Source organism: Levilactobacillus lanxiensis (assembly GCF_016861655.1).
In the GTDB taxonomy this organism is placed as follows: domain Bacteria; phylum Bacillota; class Bacilli; order Lactobacillales; family Lactobacillaceae; genus Levilactobacillus; species Levilactobacillus lanxiensis.
On record NZ_BOLN01000008.1, the window covers coordinates 138,834 to 163,011 of the forward strand.

The following is a 24,178-nucleotide window of genomic DNA, read 5'->3' on the forward strand; positions in this document are numbered from 1 at the left end:
TATGTAAATAAACGGGCGGGTTAGATGTTACCTAATATTGTTTTACCTGTGGCGTCTACGGTCTAACCAGTCTGTAAACAGGGCTACTAGGAGTCCAACCACAAGCGGGGCAAAGAATACTTGCAACAACACATTCACCTCCCCACCGTTACCAGTGTGGGTTAGGTAACATTTCCATTATCCAGCAAGGTGATTAGGATTGCAACAGCGGCAATGATCATGGTATTAGTGTAACGGAAATGTTAGGTTTTGTTGGGTAATGAGTTAAGGCTCTTACAGGTTCAACTGTAGTATTTTGTAGTAAAACATTGAGGTTTTCTGAGGTTCTGTACACAAGTTTTCATAGCTTTCAAAATGTCAGGTTTTGCTAGGTTCTATCCTACACACAATTACTCAGGTTTTCTCAGATTTCTATAGGACTTTGCAGGTTTTTGCAGGTTCAACTGTAGTAGTTTGTAGTAAACTGCCTGAATCTTTCTGAGATACAAAACAGGTTTTAACAGGTTTTCAATCGCTTACAAAATTTGAGGTTTTATGTGTTTCCTAAGTTAAACTTAGGGCGTTAATATCAACGTCCACAGCACTCCCATTCTGACCAATAGGGATGCACTAACTTGGTGCATTAGCTTAGAGGTGTCATATCAACATACTTCACTTACTACCATTGAACCATAATTAAAACAAACATGGTTATCCATATTGAACGGTAGCCTGTCTGTCAAATACTGGCAATAAGGCCTGTTCAAAATTAAGTATCTCCCTTTTCAACTTGTCCACATAGCCGTGGCAACTCCCCTCCAAGTCCTAATTACAAGTCACTTTAAATGACTATAACCCCGAGATAGGGAGTCGCAATTCACGACACCCTAGGGGGTAACAATTCGTTCCTCCCTACGCTGAGTGATCTCCCCCCTCACGGCAAATAACTACCAGCATATTACACGGATGTTCTAAGCCGTTCCACTGGACCATGCTAATAGGAGGGGCTGCCACACAGCTATAGAACACCACCCTACCAGCGGCAGTCCCCTCTGTATTTGTGTTCAAACGTTGGAGACTCTTAGCATTAATTAGCATGACAGCCAGCGTCCCCATTACGGGTACGCAGTAATGAGGAAAACACCCCCTTAGGTCTTAATATCCCTGAGAACTGCACGTGTGTCCCTATGCTAACCTATCCTTCCCATGCTGCTAAAAGTATTTTGAACTGGGGGGGGCATAGCAAAAGAGATGCACCCACAGAATGCATCCCCGTAAACATTATTCGATTACTATCAGGCCACATAGATGATCATAGCAATATAATCAGAGGTATAGTTTTCCTGATCGTACGGTGTGGTTAGTCTTACGTCCTTTATCATGGAGTACATCGTACCACCTAGAAACGCGTTTACTCGTTGATCAAGTTCACTAGGCTGTCTGGCTGTTATCGTTTTAATCTGTAGCATGAGTTGCCTCCTTACTTTTTCTAGACTTTCTGGAAATGATTAAAGTTCTGGGAAGTTTTAGGCCTTGATATAACAGTGCTTTCCCTGATTTTCTAGAATTTCCAGTTTTTTCTGTATCCCTTACATATACATATAATTTATATTTTATTTTCCCTAATTAAAACATATAAATTATTTCTGAAAATTCAAGAAAACGACTGGTACATAAGGCTTTTTTCTAGGAAACTTCTGGAAATCTTTCTAGAAATACTTTAAATGCGGCTTGGGGATATGAATGACTTAATTAACTTCAGCCCCATATAACGGTTGATATTATTTTGTTCATCGAACCCCCGGGTACCTTTAATCTTTTCGACACCTCTAGCCTTTAGCTTGTTGGTAATGGTTTGTGTGGTGGTTTTGTCCGAATAATTGTTTTGCCTACAGAAAGCCGCGTACTCTGTAGTAACTACCTGAGAACTCTCGCCACCCGCTATTGCCGTACCAATCTCGCAAGCCTCATCCAGAAACTGGCCAAAGTGATCGTTAGCTTTTATCCACTCGTTAGATGCAGCTTCCATCTGTGGTGTTAGTAATAGCTTGTGCCGTTTCTTAGCGTCTGCAAACATTCGTAAACACTTATACGCAAAGGCTGAACGTTCTGCCAAAACCTTATCCATGTTATGCCGTGTCCAGAAGTCAGTACCCCTGGTATCACCGTTCTGTAACTCTAAGACTATTAAACGTCTCTGCATCCCCTTAGAATCATCTGAGAAGGTAGGCAACTCGTTAGCACTAAATAACAGCTTAGCGTAGCTTGTAAACGTAAAGCCTTGGCCACCTTTAAACTCAGCACTAAGCGCGTCTCCACCAGTTAGCTTTTTAAGCGTATCTGGCTTACGTAAAAAGTCAGCTCCAATATCTGCAACAATATCAGCATCCTTACCGTATAATTCGGATGGCTTAAATCGCAACTGTGGATTGGCAAGTTCCGCCGGGGTAACTGCTGCTACATTGTCAGCCCCGTAAATACGCTGTGTTATATAACGAAGCAGGGTACTTTTTCCTTCACCACCAGCACCTAAGATGAAAACCATGTAATTAAAGATATTATAGCTACGGTAGAACCCGTAACCAATCCATTCCATAAAGAACGTGGCAGCATCCCCCAACATTTCCTCTAATAGTGATTCTATCTCTGGAGTGGAAGTGCCTGAGGTATCTAGATCGTAGTTGTGAGCACTTAGAATATAGTTGTCAGGTGACTTTCCTTCTATCTCGCCAGTATCTATGTTGTAGGTGCCATTTTTAAACGCAACTTTAGCGGGGTCCGATTCTTCAAAGGGGTTTCCATGCAGATTAGGTTGACTAACGGTTCTAAGAACATAGCGACTAGTCTTAGATACCTGCCTGTCCTCATAAACACCCCACGGCGTAACTACCTCAGTAACCCTACTGTCTAAATATTCACTGCCACTATTTTTAGTACGGAAAACTCGCCATGATCCAGTACCAGGTTGGTAAATAGCCCCGTCTGGTAAAACAGGAAAGCTAATAAGCGTGTCTATTTCCATGATGGCATTTCCCAGCGCAACCTCGTTGAAACGTCTTACTAGTTGGATATAGTGTCCATGTTGCGGGCCTTTCTCAATGAAGTATGCATCCAACCATGATGGGGTAGTTGCGGCTAATTTCTGGTTGGCATCGTTTAAACCGTCCGGGTCGTCTGCTTGCGGGTAATCCGTCTTAGGCATTGCTGACACATCATAAGGAGTTAATCCCTCGTTAATGTCGTTAGTGGCATCCACAGGTAACGTTGCTTGTTCCTTGTAGTCCGCAATCGTTTGTTTAACATCTTCTGGTATTTTCTTTCCCAAACTGCCGGGCCTCCTTTCTTAACACTGAGTTGAATATTTTAGCTACCTCCCTGCCTTCAAGCGGTGGGGAAATATACTCATCGTTTACAGTACAAGCAAGCTGGTATACGCTCTCAGGGGATGCACCAGCGGCAACCATTCGACCAACGATTGAGGTTAGCCAATTATCACGGGTACCTTTACCTGTAACCCCTGTTGCCATATCATCCAACAACTTACCCGTGTGGTTTCTAACTCGCTTGCTAGGACTAAAATGTCTTCTCTCAGGTACTAACTTAGCCGCTAACCAGTCTGGTAGATATAAAGCATCCGACAGCTTACCAGTAACAATCGAAGTGTATTCAGTACCATCAATCCCACTAGGTGCCATTACGGTAAAGTTTGTAATCAGATCCACTCCCGGCCATGCGTTCACTTGGCTAGTTAGGGTATCATCCCCTGTAGTCTTAAAGAAATAGTGCAACCCACTGTGAGGTGTCTTTTCAATATATGTGTCTCCGGGGATGATGTTGCCCTTAGCTGCTAACTTTTTAATAGACTGCATCCCGTTCTTATCCGTAGAATGCAAATCAACGTCAACCACAATCAACCCGGTTGCTGCTAAACTGAGGCCTAGGTTCCAAGTGGGATTATTGTTAAACCACTCTGAAACTCGCTGAGGGTCTTTACTGGCTTCTAGGTAACCATGGTGTCCCTTAGGCGGTATCTTAGTACCGGTAGCAAGCGGGAAAACAGAGTACCCTTGGTTAACAAGCTCTAAGGCCTTCTCTAAAACACTCATGCTGTGTACCTCCAATCACTAACTGTTTTGGGCGGCCCTGTCTGTCAGTTCACCTAAGTTATCTTCAATCTGATTAAGCCGTTCTAAGACTAACCAGCCAACCGTAGTGATACTATCGCTAACCCTGACAAGTTCCTCTGCTGTCAGCTTATCTAGGGTACTGCCGTTCTCATAATCAGTAGCGGTTTGATTTAAGCTCTCTAGCATTTCCCCGTTAGCAAACGCCAATGCCTTAGTTTCGATAACTGCACCTAACACTTCTTCTAAATCCATTACTTAGCCTCATTTCTATGTTAAAATGGAAGCATAAAAGTTATACCCATATACACCATTTGTTCGTGCTGAACTCGCCAAAGTTATTAATAGCACGGACTTTTTTTATGCTCTCATTCATAATCTGTTCTCCAACAATTTCCAACAATTACTCACCCGAAAATTCAGGCCAATAAAACAATAAGCTATTATTCAATCAGTACCCGCCAGCGCTCTGATTTATTTCATACTTCCGTTATTCAAAATGAAATGATTGATGTCGTCCTTACTGAATAATTGGATTCCCTTAATCAAGTGACAGGGTAGGCCGCCTTGACTCACCCACAGGCCAAATGTGGTATCAGAAACGCCAGCATAGTTAGCCGCTTGATGCTTGCGTAACCAGCGTTGACTAACACCAGCATCACGTTTAGCCGTCTCTAGTGTGTCTGAAACGATCGTATATACATAGTCCCGGAGTGATTGTGCTTGCTCTCCATCCAGTAATACAGATACTTCTGCCATTGCTACTCACCTCCTTTCTCTAAGGATGCTTGTAGCTCGCTGACACTGGCCTTAATAGTCAGTAACTCAGCGTTCACATCATGGCACTGGTCTAGCAGGGACTGTAGGTAACTCATCTCAGCCCCTGTAGTCCCGGCACCTAGTAAGACGTGCTCTAGGTCTAGAATCTTATTCTCTAGAGATTCCATCCCCGAATAGATGCCTGAGACGTGCTGTAAGTTGTCATTCATTGGAAGTACCACCTTTCACAGGTAACTTAATATTCCTGATACCGCTATCCAACACTTTTCGGATAGTCGTTTCATTTGCAGTCACTGACTCAATCAGTTCTGGTATTGAAGTACCTTGTAGGTAGTGGCAATTGATTAGTAATGACTCATTGTAAGATAGGCCTTTTAAGCCAGCTTGAATTGCCGCCCGGATCGTTGTAGTTTCATCAACTAGATACTTTAGCTGGGATTGAAGCCGGTCACGTTCAGCAATTGTGTCGCCAAAATCATGCCGCGCACCACCACTACCAGTAGGCATCCCCGTCAGTGGCGCTGAGGCTGGTACACCTAGCCGTGCATTCAGCTTGGATATACGCTGGTACAATCGCCGTACCTTGTTACGATTGGGGATGAAACTAGCTAGGTAGGCTTGATTAGTCTCGTAGGTCAATTTGTAGGGCCTCCTCTAAATGTGGACGTACAACCAGTTATCTAACTTAGCTAACGTACTAGGGTTAATCCGTTTTGCCTCCCCTTTTAGAATCTTATCAAGAGTCCAGCGGCTAACCCCGGTCTGTCGGGATAATTCAATTACAGATAGATTGAGTTCACCACGCTTGCGGCCTAGGGCGCTAACTAGCTTTTCCGATGATACTGCCATGTAAATTCTCCTTCCAAAAAGCAACATTTTGTTGACAAGATAAGGGTAGCATTTTTTAAAAGTTAATGCAACATTTCGTTGCAAATCAAGCGTTTTTCCCTTACTATTGGGGAAAGAGGTGTAAAAAATATGAATAGATTACGGGAGACTAGAAAGGAAAAAGGTCTTAGTCAAAATGAATTAGCCAAGCTTTTAGGTACTTCCAGACAAGCTATCAGCCTATATGAACGCGGTGACCGGGAGCCTAAAATGGTAATGTGGAAAAAGTTCTCTAATGCTTTAGAAGTTTCTGTACCATATTTACAAGGGGTTAGTCCCTATAAGAACATTGGCGAACAAATACGTAAAGAGGTACTTAAAGGACGAACTTTTGAAGAATGGAAAAAAGATACCGATAAAAGTATGACTGATTATTTTGCCCAAAAATTTCAAGAGGAATATCAAGATGATTTTCCTAATATTGAAAATAAAGAAGTGCAAGCCAATCTATACCGATCAATGAATAACTACAAGGACATCTTCTCACTTTTAAGCACTAAACCTACTCATGAACAAGTGAGCCATTCTGGTATATCTAATATGCAAAAAGAATATACTCAACGTGGCCTAGTTATGGCTCACCTTATTGGCCTAATCGATAAATTTTCAGGTACTTTGTTTGAAGGAGTGGGCGTTACAAATGATCATCCGTATTATGACTCTGCTCAACTTACACATACGCTTGAAGCAATCGACAAGAGTATAGATGTCGCTTTAGAACAAATGAAAAAATAGTTTCTACATATCAGTGCCCGCCAGCGCGGTATGAAAGGGACTGTTAGTAATGGCAACGTATCGCAAGTATCAAACTAGGGCCGGTAGCACCTACTGGGAGGCCTTTGCATCCCTTGGTAGAGACTCTATCGGTAAGAGTCAGCGCGTCCACAAGCGTGGCTTTAAAACAAAAAAGGAAGCCCAACTGTGGACTTCCAACGTGCAGGTTGAATTTGAGAAGCAAGGCGTCATGGTTACCAATGAGATTACGTTTCAGGCGCTCTATGATAAGTGGTTCACTGACTACCAGCAAGGGGTTAAAGAGTCCACTTGGGCTAAAACTGGGGATGTTTTCCGGATCCATATCCTACCAGTGCTAGGAACAATCCAGATTAAGCAACTGACAGTATCTAAATGCCAGTCTGTGGTATATGACTGGTTCAATAATGGCTTCAAGCATTACCGCCGTTTCCGAACCAACGTTATTGCTGTCCTGAACTACGGTATCCGAATGGAACTTATTACCAGAAACCCCATGGAGAAAACGAACATCCCCAAACGCCGGGATAGTCAGCCAGAAACCACATTCGATTTTTACGAAAAGGAAGAGTTATCTCAGTTCCTACATGCCGCTTACCTTTATGACAGCATGGAACCATTTACCTTCTTCCGGTTGCTATCCTTTACGGGGATGAGAAAGAGTGAGGCCCTAGCATTAACGTGGGGTGATATTAACTTCACTACCAATGAGGTTAGCATCAATAAGACCGAATCTAAGGGTGCTGGAGGCCGTTTAGTCATCCAGACACCAAAGACCCAAACTAGCAGCCGAACCATCACTGTGGACGCGAGAACCATGCACTGGCTACAAAAGTGGCGACTCAATCAGACTAAACTATATTTTGAGTTGGGATTCAATACCCGTAACGATCAACAATTAGTTTTCTCCAACCAGTACAACGAACTGTTCCAGCCTAGTGCTCCTGACCACTGGAATCGGAGTATCTGTAAGGCCTACAATTTACGCCGTATTAAGATACACGCTTTCCGGCACACGTTCTGCACGTTGTCGTTTGAAGCGGGAGCAACCTTGAATGAGGTGTCTAAAACGCTGGGGCACTCTGATTTAAGGATTACTCAGCAAATTTATCTCCACGTTACTAAGAAACAGAAACTTGAAGCGGCAACTAAGTTAGAAAAATATATGGATATGTAATCCGTCATTAACTAGTAGATAGACCAATTAACGCTATTCTCAGGCATTTTGTAACAATTCGGCCGTGGTGCATCTCGTGGTGCACGCGTGGTGCATTTTATCCGGTATCACTAGGGTGTCCTCAGAAATTGAGGGCAACAAAAAAGCCGCTAGCTCAACGTTTTCACGTCTTACTAACGGCTAACCGAATGATGAAATTGGGTATACTGGGCTCGAACCAGTAACTTACGGATTCAGAGTCCGCTGCCTTACCATTTGGCGAATACCCAATAAGACTTCTGTTGCCTGGACAACTATTTAATCTTAACTTGTTCCGCTTTTGGTGTCAACCAGTTTCACCTAAAAAAGCGAATTTTTGCATGAAGTCCCACTTCAATGTAATTTTATGCAAAGAAGGATTGACATTTTTTAGCGAATAGGTTAAATTAGATATTGCTAGTAGGGATTATTGCCCGTTGGTCAAACTGGTTTAAGACGTCGCCCTCTCAAGGCGGAGCTACGGGTTCGAGCCCCGTACGGGCTATCAGTTGTCCACAAACGTTGATAAAACAACGTTTGTGGACTTTTTCTTTGCACAAAATTTCCGGACACAAAAAATCGGTAAAAGTTCGTGGACTAGACCAATCAAAGGAACTTCAACCGTTCTTTTTTGTCTTACAATTTAGCTGGATCTTTCACCGTTAAGCGATTTAGCTCCTGCTCAAATTCAGCGACACCCTCGCCCGTGACCGCCGACAACAAGTAAATCTGCTGCACACCGGCATTTTTCAACTGCTCTCGAGCGTAGTCGACCTGTTGCGGCGTTGCCACGTCAATCTTAGAGATGACGCCAATCGTTTGAACCGGAAACATGGTGGTAAAGGCCGGTGGGAAGACCGCCCGCTGATCAAGCCCGCTCTGAATCGCCACAATCAGCTTGGCCCCGGTCGACATCGTCATCAGTGACGGGTACAGGTAGCGGTGCTCAACGAACTCGCCGGGAGTATCGATAATCTCTCCCCGAAACTCCACCGCCTGGGTTTTATCATAGCTAATCTTCTCGTGATGCAGGCGCTGAATCAGGGTAGTCTTGCCGCACCCGATGGCACCAACAAACATGGCTTTTCTCATCGCAAACCAACCTCCCTTCACCACATCATAACGCTAATCATACATGGCAATGCCAATTGGGGTGACAAACTGCGGAAAGTCCGGTTTACTTGCCGGTGCTCCCAGTGCCTGACTGAACGTCTTAATGAAGTCCTTAAAGTTAATCGCCCCGCCAACCACGATGACGGGTTCCTGCGGCTCGCCCTGCGTCGCCGCACGCGTAATCGCCGCCATCTTCTCGACAACCGGCCGGATGGTTGCGAAGACTTCCAGCTCCTTCGTGGTATCGCGCTTGAAGGCCTCGGCTTGGGCCATGTCCCAGTGATTGTGCCCCGCTAAGACCATGGTCATATGCGAGCCCCCCGTCGCTTCATCCGTCACATAGGTTAACTGATCATCCTTAAAAATACTGATTCCCGTGGTGCCACCACCAATATCAACGACCGTGCCATTTTCCAAGTGTAAAAACTTAGCCGCAGCCGTGGGTTCATCGACCACCGCACTGCAAGTGAAGCCCGCCGATTCAATCACGTTGGCCACGATTTTGGCACTACCCTCACCCGTGCCAGGGGGAATGGCCCCACTAGCGGTCGCCAACGAAACACCCAGGATCTCTTCTGCCTGTTGTTTCAACCGCATTAAAATCCGCACGGAATCCATGAAATTAACCACTAACCCATCACGAACCGCGTGGTCATATTCAAAATTTCCATAGAGCACGTTATCGTCATGGTCTAAAACCACCATCACGATGGACGAGGTTCCTAAGTCGACGCCCACCTTTAGCGTTTCCTGATCCGTCACTGGCCGCGTCGCTTGATCGCCGTTAACGACCTGCGCAAACTGATCAAGTTTTTGATTCGCCGTCGTGACTAAATCTTGTTTTTCCGCAATCATACTGAACACCTCATCATCAAGTGACTTCACTAATGCAGACATAATCGTTGGGCAATTGCCGGATGCAGCTTAAAGAATGCCTGTGAATAGCCGCACCCCGCCACAATACTTAGATCAAATAATCGTGCCATCATAATTAATTTTAGCATCAACTGACCCGCCAGCCCCTGATGGGCAAAGTCCGGTTCAATGGTGACCTCAGTGATCACTAGCAAGCCCGTGCTCCAATCAAAGGTCGCCTGACCAATGGTTTGCCCCTGCTGCTGTAGTTGAATGTCGTCCGGACTAAAGGCAAATGTTAACGCCGGTGACGTCGGCTCAGCACCTTGAACCGCCGCAACCAGCCGTGCCATCGCTAGCTTCAAAAACGTCACCGTCTGCTCATCCGTTAGCAGGTCATGCTTGGCAAATAACTGTTCCACGTCGCTAAGATAGATTTCTGAGGGTTGAATGACCTGCATCCCCAACACCAAAGCTAACTGTTTCAGCTGCTGATTCGCGCTCATTCCGCCCAGTTTACCGGTCGAGACCGAGGCAATTAAGGCGGGTTTGCCCTGCCAGAGATTACCGTCATCGGAAACCGAAGCGATATCCAAGGCATTTTTTAAACAGCCCGGCATCCCCCGGTTAATTTCCGGCGTGACGAGACAAAAGCCGTCTAATTGTTTGATTTGTGCCTTGAACGCTCGACAAATTGCCTGTTCCCGACTACTCATTTGATCATGTAACAGCGGTAAGTGGGCCAGTGAAATCGGCTCAATCATGACGGTATTGGGGCCCATCAAGCCTAAATTGCGGACAACTTTTCGTGCATAGGATTCCGCCCGGAGACTCCCTGCTAATAACCCAATTCGTTTCAAAAGAATCGTGCCTCCTTCACTAATGACCCACACTTCTCAAAAAAATCCGCAACAACCTAGGTGCCAAAATACCTAGTCATCGGGGATCTTTTTAACCCAATTCTGATGTTAAGTATATTTGCTGTAACCGTCGAATCACTGACGCAGATACCCCCACAAAGTCGACCAGGTAATGACTGATGCTCCCAAATTCACCAGCAATCAAGGTTAAGGCCTGGTCAAAATAATCGGGTGAAGCTATCGATAGGTCAATAATTGAGGACTGAAAATTGGCATTCATTTGATAGTCACGCGCCGCGATGAGTCGCCGCACGACCCGAGCCAAACAGTACCGATTTGTGCGCAAATAGTCTTGCTTAATCTGGGAAATGGGCACGCCCAACGCCCCTAGAAGCAGCAGCGCACACATACCAGTGCGATCCTTACCAGCGGTGCAGTGGAACACCACCGTCTGCGGCTTGTCCTGCGTCAATAGGTCAAAGAACTGCCGATAGGCCTGCCGCGGTTGGGCGTTCAGTACCAAGCGGCGATACACCCGCATCATTCTGCGGTACCCATTGTGAGCGTCACTCGCATAGAACTGGTTGAGTCGTTGAATCGTTTGGACACTCTCAGTCTCATCGTTATCAAACAGCGGGATGTGCGTCAGCTGAATCCATTCGGGTAGCCGATCTGGTGCTTGCTGCCACTCCGCACGAGAACGCGTATCAATCACCGTTGTCATGCCGTAGGCCACGAGCTTCTCTTGATCAGCCACTGTTAAATTTGCTAGGCTATCCGCCCGCAGCAACCGATGCGTCCGAACGCGCCGGTGGTCAAACGTCTCCAGGCCACCCAAGTCGCGGACGTTCACCGCGCCTACTAATGGTAACGCTTGTTGCTTCATCATTTCTCACCACACCACTATGTCCGCGTAATATTGGTGACATCGAATCCCAACAAGTCTCTCAGCGTGGTCACCACTTGCCGCAACGCCGCCTCGACCTCTGAGACCTCGCCGACGATGACGACCGACCCACTAAACCGGTCAATAAATCCCAATTCCACATTGCTAGATTTGGTTGCAATATCGCCGGCAATAATGGACGTTTCACTGGGCGTAATCGTCAAGATTCCCAGTGCATTGCGATCCGTCTGGATACCCAGTTTCACGTAGATATCTGGCGTGGGATTGGCAATAATATGTGCCAGCGTCACCTGCTTACCAGGCACATACTCTTGAATTGAACGTGCAATATCGCGAGCCATTCCGTTCACCTTCTCCTAACTATCCAAAACCTTCTCAGTCTCTCGGGCAATCACCAGTTCCTCATTTGTCGGAATGACCAGAACTTTGACGCGACTGTCAGCGGCCGAAATATCCAGGTCATTGTCCTGATTCGCCTCGGCATCAATCTTGACGCCCAGGTAACCAAAGGCGGCACAGACCCGTTCACGAATCGGCGCGGAATGCTCGCCCACACCAGCCGTAAAGACCAACGTTTGTAAGCCCCCCAGGTCGGCCGTATAGGCGGCAATGTAGGACTGAATCTGGTGCACGTAGATCTGTAAAGCTAACTTCGCGCGGTCGTTGCCATCAGCCTCTGCCTGTAAGACATCACGAACATCATTGGACACACCGGAAATCCCTAGTAATCCCGATTGATGATTGAGCAGCTGCCGGATATCAGCAGCGCTAAAGTTCTCTTTCTCCGCGATGAATGGCAGAACGTTGGGATCCACATCCCCAGAACGGGTCCCCATTACCAGGCCAGCCAGTGGCGTGAACCCCATCGAGGTGTTCACCGACTTGCCGTCCCGAATGGCACAAACACTGGCGCCGTTGCCCAAGTGACAGGAAATGATTTTCCGCGAAAAGTCTTGATCATAGCGCCGGTTAACCTCGCTATAGATGTACTGGTGAGATTGCCCATGGAAGCCGTACCGCCGGATCCCATATTTAGCATAATACTCAAATGGTAGCGCATACATATAGGCCTTTGGCGGAATCGTACTATGGAAAGATGTATCGAATACCGCGACTTCACTAGCACTTGGCAGCAATTTTTCAAACGCTTCAATCCCCAATAAGTTAACCGGATTGTGCAGCGGCGAAATCGTTGCCAAATCCGCAATTTTTTGTTGGACAACTGGCGTAATCTTGGTGGTTTGGGTATATTCACGACCACCATGCGCCACCCGATGGCCGATGCCAACAATCTCTTGCTTATCGCGAACCGCCCCACTGGCCAACAGGGCATCCGTGACGAGTTGGACGGCCTCGGTATGGTTTTGAACCGCTAGGGCCTTTTTGTAGTGCGTTCCCTGATAATTATAAGTAAAGACGGCATCAGAATGGCCGATGCGATCAACCAAGCCACTGATAATAACGGTCTCTGCTGGCATGGCGTACAATTTAAATTTCAGCGAGGAGCTCCCCGCGTTAACGGATAAAATCTTTGGCATACGTCATCTTTCCTTCTATCATCAACTGATTTACCGAATCACTTTACGGTAAATCGCCTTTAAATCCTCATCAGTTGGCACAACCGGGTTCCCCGCAAACGTTGCGTCTAATTTGGCATCATCCACCACGACCTGCAGCTTGGCTTCGGCGTCCTTAACATCAACGCCAAATGCCCGCAAATTCTGGGGACAATCCATCTGGAGCATCATCTGCCGGATGCGTGACAGCAGGCGTTGAATCGCTAACCGATCACTCAACCCACGAGAGGCTAAACCCGCCTTCCGAATGGCCTCGGCATATTTATGCAGTGCCAGCTCGGAATGCGCCGCGTTGTACGCCACGACATGTGGCAACAACATGGCACAAGCTAAGCCATGCGGCACCTGGAAGTTAGCGCCCAGTTGATGCGCCAAGGCGTGGCAAATGCCTAAGCCCGCATTGGTGAAGGCCATCCCGGCCGCACACGAAACTTCGTGGACCGTCTGGCGTTTGGCAACATCGTCCCCATGCTGATAACAATCGACTAAATCATGGGTGATGACGTCAATCCCCTTCTCGGCAAAGGCATCCGTAATCGTGTTGGCACCCTTGGATACTAACGATTCCAGTGAATGGGTTAACACATCCAGTCCGGAGTAAGCGGTGACACTCTTGGGCGCCGTCATGACCAACTGCGGGTCTAGCAACGCCACATCCGGTGTCAAATAAGGCTCGCTCAACGGAATCTTCGTGTGGTTCTCGGTATCAGAGACGACTGCGAAACTGGTCACTTCTGACCCGGTCCCGCTGGTCGTTGGAATGGCGATAAACGCTTTGAGCTGTGTTTGATTGAGCTTTTCACCGAAGAAGCGAATGGCCTTACCGGTATCAATCGCTGAGCCCCCACCGATGCCAATCATCACATCGGGTTTGACCTGATTAAACTGGGCAACCCCCGCCATAATCGTTTTCAGCGGTGGATCAGGCTTAACGTCTGAAAAGAGACTGACTTGGTTAGACTGGTTAATCCGCTCTTGAATCCCCTTTAACGTAGGGGTTCCTGGCAAAAAGGCATCGCAGACCATTAAGATACTTTTACCAGACAGCTGTTTCAGCCAATCAAGGCTATCTGTTCCGGAAAAAATCTTGGTTGGAATTTGAAATTCTTCCATGGTCTAAACCTCCCAGTTTCTCAGTGAAAATCCTTCGGGGCTCGTGAACCGACGACGACGGGTAAAGGTCTTGGTCGTCGTGGTCCCCTCACCAGTTGGGGTCGCAATCGTAAAGGCAGCGGCTCCCGTGTAGTAGCCATTGTCGCCAACCCCGGTTGCAGCAAATGTTGGACCATTAGCCACAAAGATAGAGGTGTTCATCCGGTGAGCGGCTTGATTGATGTGTGGCAAGTTCTCGGAATGAATTGAGGCCGTGTGGTGATGCCCGCCTTCAACTTCAACCGCCGTTTGTAACGCGGACTTAAAGTCTGGGCAGCAAACCACTGGCAGAATTGGCATTAACATTTCAGTCGTGACTAAAGGATGGTCCTTCTTAGCTTCAAAGGTAATCACTTTCGGCTTGCCCGTGTAAGGAATCTTGGCCGCATCCAGAATCACGGTGGCATCCTTCCCAATGTAGGTCCGACTTGGCGTGCCGTTCTCTTGAATCGTCATCTTAGTTAACGTGGCAATCTGGTCGGCATCGGTGATTAAGAAGGCCCCCGCCGTCTGCATCTTTTGAATCAAGTCATCTTTGACGCTGGCTTCCACGACAACTTCCTTTTCAGCAGTACACAAGATGTTATTGTCAAAGGCACAAGAGGTGACCACATCATGGGCAGCTAAGTCCAGGTTGGCCGTTTCATCAACGATGGCTGGTGGATTCCCAGCACCGGCACCGACAGCCTTTTTCCCGCTGATCAACGCCTGATGGACCACCGCTGGGCCACCGGTAACCGCGAGCATGGCAATGTCTGGATGCTTCATCATTTCTTGGACGGACTCAATTGAAGGGACGTCCAGGGAAACGACCATGTTCTTCATCCCCGTTGCCTTTTCAACATACTTATTGAGATGTTCGATCATCCAACGCGTAATGTTCTTAGCACCTGGGTGGGCCCCGAAGAATAAGGTGTTCCCACCGGATAGCATCATGATTGAGTTGTTGATCACCGTTTCACCGGGGTTCGTACTTGGTCCAACGACCCCAATGACACCAAATGGCGTGTACTCATACATGGTCATCCCACCGTCACCCGTTTGAACCTCGGGATCCAGCATCTCAACGCCAGGCGTGTTGTACAGGGCATCTTTCAGCTTAGTTTTCTTCGCCTCAACGGTTCCCATGCCGGTCTCATCCCAAATTGCCTGGGCAATTTCCTTCAGGTGGGGACCAAAACCGTCTTGAATCGCCTTGATGACCTTTTTCCGAAAGGCTAAGGGCTTGTCCGCATAGGCAACTTGGGTCTGCTTAGCAGCCGCAATCGCGGCATCGACCGTTTGAAAAATCCCGTTGCCTAAGCCCTCTGGTTGGGCCAGCTGTGGTGACGGTTCGGCGTCAGTGGACGCCTGCTTCGCTAATTCTTGGTGTAAAATCTCTCTGATTTTTGTCTCTAACTCATCGGTCTGCATATCTTCGTCACACTTCCTTTAAAAATTCCCGAATGGCCGCTTCACAGATGGCTTGATCTTCCTCGACCAGGCCACCACTGACCCCAATCGCTCCGATGATTTTGTCATTGACCACGATTGGGATGCCACCCGGAAACGACACCAATTTGCCATCAAGCATCGTTTCCATTTGATACAAGGGGCCGCCCGGCTGAATATCACGACTAATGTCTTTAGTGGGCTCTTCCATGGCGATTGCTGACCACGCCTTCTTCGGCGCGAGCAACGAGCCAACTAAATTGCCATTCGGCATGTGATACAGCATTTGGACGATCCGTGCGCGATTCATCAGGCAAATGGTGACGCCAACCCCGAGGTCGTCCGCCTTGGCAACCGCCGCGTCAATCACGCGCTCCATCTTTTTGCGCTCAAACGGTTGGGCGGCATCCTGTTTAGACAGGACATCCTTCACAATCTGATTTAGCTGTTGTGCATCCATCCTATTGATCCCCCTTCACTGCTTGGCAGTACCGCTTGATGACTTGATCTTCAATGACGCGCAGCTGATGTTCGTGATCCTCTGAGCGGGCAATGATGTAGAAGAAGTCTGATAGCCGATTGACATATTTTTCAATCTCCGGTCGGACAAAGTGCGTCTGCATGAATTTAACTAGCAACCGCTCTGCCCGGCGGCAAACCGTCCGACAAACGTGTAACTGGGCGCCGGCCGTACTTGAACCCGGCAGAATAAAACTGTCGACGGCTGGTAGACTGGCGGTGTATTCATCAATGACGTGCTCCAAGAACTGAATGTCTTCCTCAGTAATCATGCGACTGTTCTGCTGGAAGGTGGTTGCGTGTTGCGTAGCTAGTTCTCCTTGCAGGAAAAACATATGATACTCGACCCACTGCAACCATTCGACATTCTTGGGGACCTGACAGAACTTATCGGCCAGGCTCACATTTGCGTTCAGCTCATCAAAGGTGCCGTAGACCTCAACTTGTAATGAATCCTTCGAAACCCGTTGCCCATCGTACAAACTCGTCGACCCTTTGTCGCCGCCTTTGGTATAAATTGGCATGGCAATCACCTCCCACTGCTAGACATCCACGCTGTCGATGATGCCAACGATTGAACAGTCATTCACATCGTTAGGTACATTGTTCACCGTCGCGTGCCGCGCACCAGCACCACGCGCCAGTAAGACGCGCTCGCCGATCCCAGCACCAACCATGTCGGCCGCAACTTCTTCGGAGCGCATCGCTTTGCCGTCCGCGTTAATGGGTTGCACGATCATTAACTTGCGACCGACCAGTGAGGCGTCCTTTTGCGTCGCAACAACGCTACCAATTACTTTTGCCATATACAATCTTCATCAGTCCTTACCTGCTTCGTGATGTGCTTTTGGGCCATCGCAGTCACAGCCTCAACCGTCAACCGTTGCTTGGGTGAGACAATCAGAATCGCTTGATCCGGTAATGCAGCAATCTCCGCCCGACCAATGCTGCTCTGGTAGTCGGCCTTCACGACCTGCGCGGATCCGACCTCAAAGGTGACCGGCCAATCCCGCAGCATTTTGAGCGGGATGAAATTGATTAGATTGCGATTAAGTTGAAACGTAAAGTGTACATCGTAACTCATTCCCTTCAGCAACCAGGCAACCCAGGCATTCGCTTCGTTAACTTGGTATAGATTTAACAGCAAGTCAATCGTCATGCCCTGTAGCGTGACCTGACCAAAATCAATCAGGAGTCGTTCGCTGGGAACTGGCGCTTGTTCCGAATAAGGAATCGCTTTCATTTTAGTTTGGCGCTCTTGAATTCGTTTAAGTACCTCGGCAATCACCCGATCCATTCACCGTCACCAACTTTCATGCTTAAAATGTTGACTGAACTTTCGGAATGATGTGCGCAACCGTGGTCGACTGAACGTTCGCGGCGCTAGCTTCGTCCGTGTCGAGATGCATTTCCAGCGTAAAGTCTTTCCGTGGCCGGGCAATCACATCATCATAAATGGTTCGACGGCCCGCTGAGTTAATTTCAACAGTCACGGTATCACCCAGCTTGACGCCAAATCGTTGGGCATCCGTTAAACTCATGTGAATGTGTCGCTTGGCCACAATCACCCCTTGAACGGTCACCTCACCAGCCGCTGTGCGCAGCTTAACCGATGGGGCCCCCGCCAGATCACCTGACAACCGAATGGGTGCCGGAACGCCTAGCTTAAAGGTTTCAGAATTTGCGATTTCAACCTGTGAATGCGACCGGCATGGGCCTAAGACCCGCACATGCTCCAGGGTTCCCTTGGGACCAATCACATCACACGTTTGCTTAGAGGCAAATTCTCCGGGCTGCTTCAGCTGCTTAAATTTTTCCATTTTTTGTCCTGGAAATAATTTATCGAAGTCCGCTTGAGTTAAGTGAATATGGTGGTTGGAAATGCCAATTGGAATCGCATTTGGATCGGCAACTGCGCTGGCACATTCAGTCACAATTTGGCGAACTAAAGTCCGTAAGTTTTCTTCAGTCAATTCCATAAGTTATCATCCAATCTCTTCAGCTTATTTACCGCTTGGTAAAATACCTTCAACTTCAGAATGTGGACGAGGAATGACGTAGGAACTGACGATTTCACCGACATTGCCCCCAGCTTGCACACCTGCATCCACTGCGGCTTTAACGGCACCCACGTCACCACGAACCATGACCGTGACCAGTCCACTCCCAATCTTTTCTTGCCCAATCATGGAAACATTGGCAGCTTTGACCATGGCATCCGCTGCTTCAATCGACGCAACTAAGCCTCTAGTTTCAATCATTCCAAGTGCATTGTTCATCATTCATTCCTCCTAATTTTGCTGCCTGGCGCCAAGCTCTCATCGAGGTTAGCTTTCAGGTTTGTTCTTTGGTTGCGACTTGTTTGGTGCTGGTCGCTTAGTCGTTGGTTTGCGACTCGGTTTCCGACGACTGACCGGCTTCTTGGTGGCCGGCTTGGTGGTCGTTGACTTCGTGGTCGTTGACTTTGTGGTCGTTGGTGTTGCCTTAGCCTTGGTCGTTTGCACGGCTGGGACCTGTGGCTTCTTAACGGCCGGGGCCGTCTCAACCTTCTGCGTCGTTACCGGTTTTTGGGGCTGAGCAACGGCGTCCCCAGACTCACTTTCTGGCAAATCGTTGCTAAACGCATCCGTCTGCCCCAGTTCAGGAACACCTTCGGCTGGGTTGGCCAAGACGGTGGTACTGACGACGTTCACCCGACTATCAGCCGTTCCGGCGTCAATCGCGGCTTCAACCGCAGCCACATCCCCCGTCACGGAAACGGTAATGTACCCACCGGTCGCGTTCTCAATGTTCTTAATGCCTACCGAAGCGGCCTTTAACATGTGATCCGCCACCATAATGGCATCGGTGAGTCCAATCACCTCAACGTATCCAATTGCTTCCATTTCGTTCACCTACCTTACAGCTTAAATGGCACACCTTTCACTAACCGAGCGGCATTGGCACCGATGATTCTGATGGCCTTGGCCGTGGTCACGTCCTCTGTAAAGAGCGGGGCGTCCGGTGCCAGATTCTTGTAATGAACCACGATCTGGTCGTGACTGTAGGCAATGCCTACCGACAACCGTGAGGCAACCGCGGCATCATAAGCCCGTGTGACCAGGTCTGGCGACGTCTGATCAGAACTCGGTAGAAATAGAAAAGGAATCTGTTCCTCTTCTATTCCCAACAACAACGGCTGCAACCGTTCCGGTAAGGTGGTGCCATCCTCTGGCAGGAGGGCAATGTCGATTGCTGGACGATCTAAATCTTCAGCCATGGTCATTGTCGCCTACTTTCATCAGCGTACGAGAGAATCAGTCCCGTTGCGACGGCGTTCCGGGGACCTTCAATGCCCCGAATGTTCCCGCGCCCGGCAACCAAGTCATAGTGCGACAGCTCATCGGTGACCAATCCAGGAATTTCAAAATCAAGCGCCGAGCCACCCACGATAACTACGAACGGAATATCGCGAATGTTCCCCGTTGGACTGACGTGGCGTAAGGCCCGAAGTGCATTGGTCACAAACACCCGCTTCTTAGCCGTCTGCCGAATCAGCTTGATTTTTTCAATGCTTAAGTTTCCCGGAATGGGTTCATAACCGGTAGGCTTCAGGGCAACGACCCGGGCAAACAGTTCTGCGGGCAATGGATCCTCGAAGAACTGAACCGACCCATCCTCGTGCCGCAGTTGAAAGAGGTTTTCAACCTTGGCCAGCGGATAACGTTTGATATCTTCTGCCAGGTAAATGTTGTCGAGCCCTAACTCGGAGTTGATGATCATCGTGACCATATCTCCGGCACCGGCCAAATGAATCGCGACCTTCTGATTCTGCTTATTCACAATGGACGCATCGGTCGAGCCGGCACCCAAGTCAAGGATAGCCAGCGGCTTGGTCGTTCCGGGCGTCGTTAACGCCCCCAGAATGGCCGACTCCGCTTCAGCTCCCCCAATTTCAACGGGGATCCGGAGTTCCTTCTTGATCAAGTCAGCAATCAATTGCATTTGCAAATGGTCTGACTTAACCATCGCGGCAATCCCGACCGCCTGTTCCATTGAGAATTCACCGGCTAACCCGCCCCGTACCTTGACGGGCACGGACGTGTTCACCGCCAACAGGTCTTGAATGGCAATGTCTTTGTTCGTCTTGCCGGTTAAATCAGCCATGGTTTGCCGAACCTTTTCGAGCATCCCACCCACGTTGGTGCCGGCTTCACCAGTGATATCATCGATTTGATCAAAGACGTTGATCTTATCCATAATGCTTCGCGCACCCGTCGCCACGTTGACTTTTTGGTGGCCCTTATTCCCGGCGATGGTAATCGCCCCAGCTGGGATGACCCGCGCCTTAACATCACCCTTAGGCGTCTTAATCACGACAGCCGACCGATTACCGATCAGTGCCCGCGAAACAGGAACAATATTTTTCGTTTCTTCCGAGGTTAAATTAAACAACGTAGCAATCCCGTATGGGTTGGACAATTGCGAAATCACTTGCCCTTGCGGCGCAACTTCAACCGCAGCCAGCATATGACGTGGCACCTTATCAATCCGGGCAACTTCATCGACAATCGGTAACTTCGTTGTTAACCGATTATCAACCAAGACCCCATCATCGCTTTGAAGAATCGCCGCCGTAATATGGTAGCCGTTAGCAGTATAGGCATTGATCAGCTGGGCAACATCCGCAAAGTCCATCTCTTTCGACACAATCACGATATAAGAACGCTGTTTATCCGTCTGCTCTCGCAAATGTAGTAAATCAACCGTATAACCAGAACCAGTTCCCACGCCACCAGGAGTTCCCGGGTTATGCCCAATCATCGTTGATTCGGTAATCACCGTTTCCGTAATGGTTTCCATGGCAACATCGCCAATCACTGGAGTGGCCTCGTTGATGCGAATCAAATCAACATCCTTTAAGTCCGTTTTCGTGGTCGCAATCACGCGATGAATCGCATCCTTAACCCCAATTAAGTTTTTCTTCGTTCCCTTAATTCCCGTTGTCGGCGCAATTCCAGAACCAAGAAAGTTAACCTTGCCGTCCGTTGACACATCCGCTAAAGCAACTTCAGTCGAGGAATTACCAATGTCTACACCAATCACACGTGTCATGCTAAAACCCCTACCTTTGTCTAATTGTCACCCTTCAGCTTATTGTGCTTCTCGTAGTTGGTTGCGGCTTCTTTGAACCAGTTGGAGCAAATGGGTGCGTGGTACTTGTCTGCCAGTTCATCGGCAATGTCTAACAGGTCCTGCTTGGAAGACCGGTATGGCCGCAAAGCCCCGTACATTTCAAGTAACCGATCATCTGGTACACTGGTCAATTCAGCTGCTCGCTGGAAGTTGTTTTGAATCTGTGAACGACCGGCTTCAGCAGCGATTTTCCCTTGCATTCTCAACGTTGATGGAGCAATCCGTAATTCTTTCGAATCCACTTTGCCATCCACGATGTCTTGGAACGTAATCGCTTTCAATTCTTTGCCAGATGGTGACTTAACTAAGTCTGGGTGCTTCTTGAACAGTGGGAAGTCCTTGGCCGTCAAATCAGGATCAGCACTAGTCGTGTCTTGAGCTGGTGCCTTAGTCGCTGTCCCACCGTTGCCGTTTAACTCTTTCATAATTTTGGCAACTAAATCGTCTACTTCACTACTCATCAATACTGCCTCCAATCACGTACTTGTTAATTAAAGTTCACATCAATTTCTTCAGCTGGTTTACCAACCACAACCTGCTTCGTTTCTTTAATGTGCATCAAAGCTGCCAGTGCTTGGTAACGTGGCCGAGCCATTTGATCATTAACCGTTGGTACTGGGCTTGGGGACATGCCTTTCGCATACTGAGCCGCGTTCTTCCCGATTGCCCGGAACGTATCCAGCGTCAGAACAGGTGCTTGTGGGAACAATTCCAAGTTATTCAGTGGATCTTGATCCTTCTGGTGAATAATGGTCGTCCCTTTGGATTGCACCGCAATGGCGATTCCGGAACCGGAGAGCTTATCGGCTTCGGCTGAGATAAAGGAAACGTCTGAAGTCCGGTAAACCTTCATGACCCGGGCCTTCAAGCCTTCTTCTTCAATCCCGGCAATCAGTTGCCGCAAGACATCCTTGTGTGATTGCTTGATGATGGTTTGGGTCATGACCGTTGCAAATGCAGGTCCAACGGCAATGACCACTTCGTTCTTAGACCGTCCTGGCTTCGCAACGCCCATTGGCTTGAACCAATCGACACTACTTTCTTGACTGGGGCCGTCCGTTGCAACTTCCCCGCCCTTAAATGAAATTGGGGTATCAGCGCTCTTCATTTCTCCAAGAACATCGCGAACAATGCTCTTGAGTAAAGTTTCATCAATTTCCTGACTCACTGAACTTACCTCCTTACCTGATACTAGAAGTCAACTTTTTGAGGATCCAAGGCCCAAGGAATATCCTTGATCTTCTGCCACTGGTCCTTGTTTTCCCAAACACGGTAGCCAGTTCCTGGACCCATGTAATCGTTGTTATCGTTGATCGCAGAAATACAGTTCCAATCCTTGTCGAAGATGGCAGAGGTTTGCAGGTAGTCCCCACAGATCTTTTGTTGGGCCAACTTGAAGACGGCTTGGGCAGTATCGTCAATACCATGGTCATCCAACGCCTTGATGATGTCGGAAACCGTGACGCCACGATCCATCAGGTCTTGCGCTGCCTTGATATCCTGGGTCATGTCACGCTTTGGCATATCGTCTGACGTGCTCCCATAGGTTGCAGCTTCAACTTCTTCATCAGTGATTTCTGGTAATCCTAAACCATCGAAGACCGCTTGAACCGCTTTGGCAGCCTTTTGACGGATCTTGATAGCTTGATCTTCAGTGATTGGCAAAATCCCACCGTCAACCGCTAAGTCACGTTCCATGGATTCGTAGTCATCGTAGTCCAAGACATCCATGTTAGAACCTGCGAAGGTGTTGTCAGAGTTTTCTTCACCGGCATACCCAGAAGAGATGTAATCAGTCCCGGCGATGAATTGGCCTAACATCCGTTCAGTCCGACGAATATCAGAGTGTGAGAACGTTTGGTCGTTACTGGAAGCACATTCCAGATCCATCATCATGCACATCAGGTTTTCACCTAAGACTTCACGCAGACCACTTGGAACCGCGCTAGGAACCCCGATACAACTAACACTCCCGTTTTGCAGGCCTTGAACACCAGAAGCCTTTGTGATGTAAATGCAACGAGATTCAAGGTAGAGCATGGATTTCCCTTCGGTGTAGCCCATCAGCACTTCAGAACCAGAACCGGAACTGAACCGCATCTTCAAGCCACGTGAAGCATAGCAGGAAGCCAAGAAGCCTTTGGACCAAGGCGTATCGTCACCATCAGTGAAGACTTTGTCAGTCCCGTAAACGGAAATCGTTTCAGCATAGGCCGTGAAACCACGCATCCCTAATCCCAGTTCAACCGCTTCTTCAACGGAGCATTGGGTGATAACCCCGGGACGACCAGCTTGCGCCCCGACCATTAATGAAATCGCATTTAATGGGGCGTAACGGGCAACCGCCGTGGTCGTTTCAAGTTCAGGGAAGCCACGCAAGGCAGCTTCGGCACCATCGGCCGCAATTTCTGCTGGATTATCCAACGTGTTCGTAATATGTGCTTGGGTAAATGGTGTCCGCCGTGGACGCATCTTTTGAACCGCCATGATCATTTCAGCGAAGTTCAATTGATTGATAACATCGGAAGCTTTGGCTGGCGTCAATGCCGTCGTGACCTTGGCAACTTCGGAACGAGAAACGTTGGGGTCAATCAGCATCTTCGCAATGGATTGTGAGGACATTGCGTTAGCCTTTTCAGCGTTGGCAATGTTAATCCCATATTCAGCGATGTACTGGTCAATTAAGTCAAAGTCTTCGCGCTTCTTGCCATCGAGTTCGGTAATGACACCGTTTTCAACTTTGAGACTTGGATCTGGGTCGTTCTTGCTGTGCATCGCAACCAGACCTTCATCGTCCCATTCTTTAACAAATCCATCCAAATGTACTGGACGCTTCTCAAGCTTTTCAAATCGTTTTTGCCGCTTCAATT

30 protein-coding genes and 2 tRNA genes are annotated in these 24,178 nt (G+C 48.2%); 3 read left to right on the forward strand and 29 right to left on the reverse strand.

The features are described from left to right. Positions 1-42: 42 nt before the first annotated feature. The 8 genes from JUF22_RS13910 to JUF22_RS10555 form a co-directional block, all read right to left on the reverse strand. Positions 43-138, reverse strand: coding sequence for a type I toxin-antitoxin system Fst family toxin (locus JUF22_RS13910; RefSeq protein ID WP_373306114.1), 96 nt, complete (start codon positions 136-138; stop codon positions 43-45). 1,561 nt (positions 139-1,699) lie between these two features. Then, positions 1,700-3,304, reverse strand: coding sequence for a DNA primase family protein (locus tag JUF22_RS10525; protein ID WP_203646149.1), 1,605 nt, complete (start codon positions 3,302-3,304; stop codon positions 1,700-1,702). Beyond that, complete coding sequence (locus JUF22_RS10530) at positions 3,276-4,085, reverse strand: bifunctional DNA primase/polymerase (RefSeq protein ID WP_203646150.1); 810 nt, start codon at positions 4,083-4,085, stop codon at positions 3,276-3,278. Before JUF22_RS10530 ends, JUF22_RS10525 begins: the two co-directional genes overlap by 29 nt. Positions 4,086-4,103: 18 nt before the next feature. Further along, positions 4,104-4,358, reverse strand: coding sequence for a hypothetical protein (locus tag JUF22_RS10535; protein WP_203646151.1), 255 nt, complete (start codon positions 4,356-4,358; stop codon positions 4,104-4,106). A gap of 219 nt (positions 4,359-4,577) precedes the next feature. Then, positions 4,578-4,862 (reverse strand): helix-turn-helix transcriptional regulator, encoded by a 285-nt coding sequence (locus tag JUF22_RS10540; RefSeq protein ID WP_203646152.1) that lies wholly within the window; start codon positions 4,860-4,862, stop codon positions 4,578-4,580. Positions 4,863-4,864: 2 nt separating this feature from the next. Continuing rightward, a complete protein-coding gene (locus tag JUF22_RS10545) occupies positions 4,865-5,092 on the reverse strand; it encodes a hypothetical protein (RefSeq protein ID WP_203646153.1) in 228 nt (75 codons plus the stop codon). Further along, positions 5,085-5,522 (reverse strand): hypothetical protein, encoded by a 438-nt coding sequence (locus tag JUF22_RS10550; RefSeq protein ID WP_203646154.1) that lies wholly within the window; start codon positions 5,520-5,522, stop codon positions 5,085-5,087. The genes JUF22_RS10545 and JUF22_RS10550 overlap by 8 nt, the downstream gene beginning before the upstream one ends. 15 nt (positions 5,523-5,537) lie before the next feature. Then, positions 5,538-5,732 (reverse strand): helix-turn-helix domain-containing protein, encoded by a 195-nt coding sequence (locus JUF22_RS10555; RefSeq protein WP_203646155.1) that lies wholly within the window; start codon positions 5,730-5,732, stop codon positions 5,538-5,540. A gap of 129 nt (positions 5,733-5,861) precedes the next feature. On the opposite strand from JUF22_RS10555, the gene JUF22_RS10560 reads away from it, so the two are divergent. Both JUF22_RS10560 and JUF22_RS10565 read left to right on the forward strand, forming a co-directional pair. After that, positions 5,862-6,506: a helix-turn-helix transcriptional regulator gene (locus tag JUF22_RS10560; protein WP_203646156.1), complete on the forward strand. Its 645-nt coding sequence runs from the start codon at positions 5,862-5,864 to the stop codon at positions 6,504-6,506. Positions 6,507-6,555: 49 nt separating this feature from the next. Then, on the forward strand, positions 6,556-7,701 hold the full coding sequence (locus JUF22_RS10565; RefSeq protein WP_203646157.1) for a site-specific integrase: 1,146 nt from the start codon (positions 6,556-6,558) through the stop codon (positions 7,699-7,701). 197 nt (positions 7,702-7,898) lie between these two features. Here the strand turns inward: JUF22_RS10565 and JUF22_RS10570 are convergent. Continuing rightward, positions 7,899-7,970: transfer RNA gene (locus JUF22_RS10570), tRNA-Gln, on the reverse strand. Between the two features lie 181 nt (positions 7,971-8,151). Between JUF22_RS10570 and JUF22_RS10575 the strand changes: the two genes are divergently transcribed. Then, positions 8,152-8,224: transfer RNA gene (locus tag JUF22_RS10575), tRNA-Glu, on the forward strand. Positions 8,225-8,355: 131 nt separating this feature from the next. On the opposite strand, the gene JUF22_RS10580 is transcribed toward JUF22_RS10575, so the two are convergent. From JUF22_RS10580 to JUF22_RS10675, 20 genes are all read right to left on the reverse strand, one after another. Further along, entirely contained in the window at positions 8,356-8,811 is a 456-nt protein-coding gene (locus JUF22_RS10580) for a EutP/PduV family microcompartment system protein (RefSeq protein ID WP_203646158.1), read from the reverse strand. A gap of 33 nt (positions 8,812-8,844) precedes the next feature. Beyond that, on the reverse strand, positions 8,845-9,687 hold the full coding sequence (eutJ, locus tag JUF22_RS10585; RefSeq protein ID WP_203646159.1) for an ethanolamine utilization protein EutJ: 843 nt from the start codon (positions 9,685-9,687) through the stop codon (positions 8,845-8,847). A gap of 29 nt (positions 9,688-9,716) precedes the next feature. Further along, on the reverse strand, positions 9,717-10,547 hold the full coding sequence (locus JUF22_RS10590) for an NAD(P)H-dependent oxidoreductase (RefSeq protein ID WP_203646160.1): 831 nt from the start codon (positions 10,545-10,547) through the stop codon (positions 9,717-9,719). A 91-nt stretch (positions 10,548-10,638) separates the two neighbouring features. Further along, positions 10,639-11,436 (reverse strand): tyrosine-protein phosphatase, encoded by a 798-nt coding sequence (locus tag JUF22_RS10595; RefSeq protein ID WP_203646161.1) that lies wholly within the window; start codon positions 11,434-11,436, stop codon positions 10,639-10,641. A 14-nt stretch (positions 11,437-11,450) separates the two neighbouring features. Then, the gene (locus JUF22_RS10600; protein WP_125766220.1) at positions 11,451-11,795 is read right to left on the reverse strand and encodes a BMC domain-containing protein; all 345 of its coding nucleotides are present in this window, start codon (positions 11,793-11,795) and stop codon (positions 11,451-11,453) included. Positions 11,796-11,810: 15 nt separating this feature from the next. Further along, complete coding sequence (locus JUF22_RS10605; RefSeq protein WP_203646162.1) at positions 11,811-12,992, reverse strand: acetate/propionate family kinase; 1,182 nt, start codon at positions 12,990-12,992, stop codon at positions 11,811-11,813. Between the two features lie 30 nt (positions 12,993-13,022). Then, positions 13,023-14,144, reverse strand: coding sequence for a 1-propanol dehydrogenase PduQ (locus tag JUF22_RS10610; protein WP_203646163.1), 1,122 nt, complete (start codon positions 14,142-14,144; stop codon positions 13,023-13,025). 3 nt (positions 14,145-14,147) lie between these two features. Beyond that, a complete protein-coding gene (locus tag JUF22_RS10615) occupies positions 14,148-15,596 on the reverse strand; it encodes an aldehyde dehydrogenase family protein (RefSeq protein ID WP_203646164.1) in 1,449 nt (482 codons plus the stop codon). A gap of 7 nt (positions 15,597-15,603) precedes the next feature. Further along, complete coding sequence (locus JUF22_RS10620; protein WP_203646165.1) at positions 15,604-16,074, reverse strand: GlcG/HbpS family heme-binding protein; 471 nt, start codon at positions 16,072-16,074, stop codon at positions 15,604-15,606. A 1-nt stretch (position 16,075) separates the two neighbouring features. After that, positions 16,076-16,657, reverse strand: coding sequence for a cob(I)yrinic acid a,c-diamide adenosyltransferase (locus JUF22_RS10625; protein ID WP_203646166.1), 582 nt, complete (start codon positions 16,655-16,657; stop codon positions 16,076-16,078). An 18-nt stretch (positions 16,658-16,675) separates the two neighbouring features. Further along, on the reverse strand, positions 16,676-16,945 hold the full coding sequence (locus JUF22_RS10630) for a EutN/CcmL family microcompartment protein (RefSeq protein WP_125766226.1): 270 nt from the start codon (positions 16,943-16,945) through the stop codon (positions 16,676-16,678). Then, on the reverse strand, positions 16,927-17,430 hold the full coding sequence (pduM, locus tag JUF22_RS10635) for a PduM family microcompartment protein (protein ID WP_203646167.1): 504 nt from the start codon (positions 17,428-17,430) through the stop codon (positions 16,927-16,929). The genes JUF22_RS10630 and pduM overlap by 19 nt, the downstream gene beginning before the upstream one ends. 22 nt (positions 17,431-17,452) lie before the next feature. After that, positions 17,453-18,106 (reverse strand): phosphate propanoyltransferase, encoded by a 654-nt coding sequence (locus tag JUF22_RS10640; protein WP_203646191.1) that lies wholly within the window; start codon positions 18,104-18,106, stop codon positions 17,453-17,455. A gap of 30 nt (positions 18,107-18,136) precedes the next feature. Beyond that, positions 18,137-18,412 carry a BMC domain-containing protein gene (locus tag JUF22_RS10645; RefSeq protein ID WP_125766228.1) on the reverse strand — a complete coding sequence of 92 codons (276 nt, stop codon included), beginning with the start codon at positions 18,410-18,412 and terminating at the stop codon, positions 18,137-18,139. 48 nt (positions 18,413-18,460) lie between these two features. Further along, positions 18,461-19,018, reverse strand: a complete 558-nt coding sequence (locus JUF22_RS10650; protein ID WP_203646168.1) for a BMC domain-containing protein — start codon at positions 19,016-19,018, stop codon at positions 18,461-18,463. 14 nt (positions 19,019-19,032) lie between these two features. Continuing rightward, complete coding sequence (locus JUF22_RS10655; protein ID WP_203646169.1) at positions 19,033-19,392, reverse strand: glycerol dehydratase reactivase beta/small subunit family protein; 360 nt, start codon at positions 19,390-19,392, stop codon at positions 19,033-19,035. 2 nt (positions 19,393-19,394) lie between these two features. Continuing rightward, complete coding sequence (locus JUF22_RS10660) at positions 19,395-21,227, reverse strand: diol dehydratase reactivase subunit alpha (protein WP_203646170.1); 1,833 nt, start codon at positions 21,225-21,227, stop codon at positions 19,395-19,397. Between the two features lie 20 nt (positions 21,228-21,247). Continuing rightward, positions 21,248-21,769, reverse strand: a complete 522-nt coding sequence (locus JUF22_RS10665; protein WP_203646171.1) for a diol dehydratase small subunit — start codon at positions 21,767-21,769, stop codon at positions 21,248-21,250. A gap of 26 nt (positions 21,770-21,795) precedes the next feature. Then, a complete protein-coding gene (locus JUF22_RS10670) occupies positions 21,796-22,476 on the reverse strand; it encodes a propanediol/glycerol family dehydratase medium subunit (RefSeq protein ID WP_203640092.1) in 681 nt (226 codons plus the stop codon). Between the two features lie 23 nt (positions 22,477-22,499). Beyond that, a complete protein-coding gene (locus JUF22_RS10675) occupies positions 22,500-24,176 on the reverse strand; it encodes a propanediol/glycerol family dehydratase large subunit (protein WP_203646172.1) in 1,677 nt (558 codons plus the stop codon). Positions 24,177-24,178: the final 2 nt, after the last annotated feature.

Excerpts from the sequence above, each read along its gene's own strand:
- JUF22_RS10530 (WP_203646150.1), bottom strand. The coding sequence starts at position 4,085 with ATGAGTGTTTTAGAGAAGGCCTTAGAGCTTGTTAACCAAGGGTACTCT.
- JUF22_RS10535 (WP_203646151.1), bottom strand. The coding sequence starts at position 4,358 with ATGGATTTAGAAGAAGTGTTAGGTGCAGTTATCGAAACTAAGGCATTG.
- JUF22_RS10540 (WP_203646152.1), bottom strand. The coding sequence starts at position 4,862 with ATGGCAGAAGTATCTGTATTACTGGATGGAGAGCAAGCACAATCACTC.
- JUF22_RS10545 (WP_203646153.1), bottom strand. The coding sequence starts at position 5,092 with ATGAATGACAACTTACAGCACGTCTCAGGCATCTATTCGGGGATGGAA.
- JUF22_RS10555 (WP_203646155.1), bottom strand. The coding sequence starts at position 5,732 with ATGGCAGTATCATCGGAAAAGCTAGTTAGCGCCCTAGGCCGCAAGCGT.
- JUF22_RS10560 (WP_203646156.1), top strand. The coding sequence starts at position 5,862 with ATGAATAGATTACGGGAGACTAGAAAGGAAAAAGGTCTTAGTCAAAAT.
- JUF22_RS10565 (WP_203646157.1), top strand. The coding sequence starts at position 6,556 with ATGGCAACGTATCGCAAGTATCAAACTAGGGCCGGTAGCACCTACTGG.
- JUF22_RS10580 (WP_203646158.1), bottom strand. The coding sequence starts at position 8,811 with ATGAGAAAAGCCATGTTTGTTGGTGCCATCGGGTGCGGCAAGACTACC.
- eutJ (WP_203646159.1), bottom strand. The coding sequence starts at position 9,687 with ATGATTGCGGAAAAACAAGATTTAGTCACGACGGCGAATCAAAAACTT.
- JUF22_RS10595 (WP_203646161.1), bottom strand. The coding sequence starts at position 11,436 with ATGATGAAGCAACAAGCGTTACCATTAGTAGGCGCGGTGAACGTCCGC.
- JUF22_RS10600 (WP_125766220.1), bottom strand. The coding sequence starts at position 11,795 with ATGGCTCGCGATATTGCACGTTCAATTCAAGAGTATGTGCCTGGTAAG.
- JUF22_RS10605 (WP_203646162.1), bottom strand. The coding sequence starts at position 12,992 with ATGCCAAAGATTTTATCCGTTAACGCGGGGAGCTCCTCGCTGAAATTT.
- JUF22_RS10610 (WP_203646163.1), bottom strand. The coding sequence starts at position 14,144 with ATGGAAGAATTTCAAATTCCAACCAAGATTTTTTCCGGAACAGATAGC.
- JUF22_RS10615 (WP_203646164.1), bottom strand. The coding sequence starts at position 15,596 with ATGCAGACCGATGAGTTAGAGACAAAAATCAGAGAGATTTTACACCAA.
- JUF22_RS10620 (WP_203646165.1), bottom strand. The coding sequence starts at position 16,074 with ATGGATGCACAACAGCTAAATCAGATTGTGAAGGATGTCCTGTCTAAA.
- JUF22_RS10625 (WP_203646166.1), bottom strand. The coding sequence starts at position 16,657 with ATGCCAATTTATACCAAAGGCGGCGACAAAGGGTCGACGAGTTTGTAC.
- pduM (WP_203646167.1), bottom strand. The coding sequence starts at position 17,430 with ATGGATCGGGTGATTGCCGAGGTACTTAAACGAATTCAAGAGCGCCAA.
- JUF22_RS10645 (WP_125766228.1), bottom strand. The coding sequence starts at position 18,412 with ATGAACAATGCACTTGGAATGATTGAAACTAGAGGCTTAGTTGCGTCG.
- JUF22_RS10650 (WP_203646168.1), bottom strand. The coding sequence starts at position 19,018 with ATGGAAGCAATTGGATACGTTGAGGTGATTGGACTCACCGATGCCATT.
- JUF22_RS10655 (WP_203646169.1), bottom strand. The coding sequence starts at position 19,392 with ATGGCTGAAGATTTAGATCGTCCAGCAATCGACATTGCCCTCCTGCCA.
- JUF22_RS10660 (WP_203646170.1), bottom strand. The coding sequence starts at position 21,227 with ATGACACGTGTGATTGGTGTAGACATTGGTAATTCCTCGACTGAAGTT.
- JUF22_RS10665 (WP_203646171.1), bottom strand. The coding sequence starts at position 21,769 with ATGAGTAGTGAAGTAGACGATTTAGTTGCCAAAATTATGAAAGAGTTA.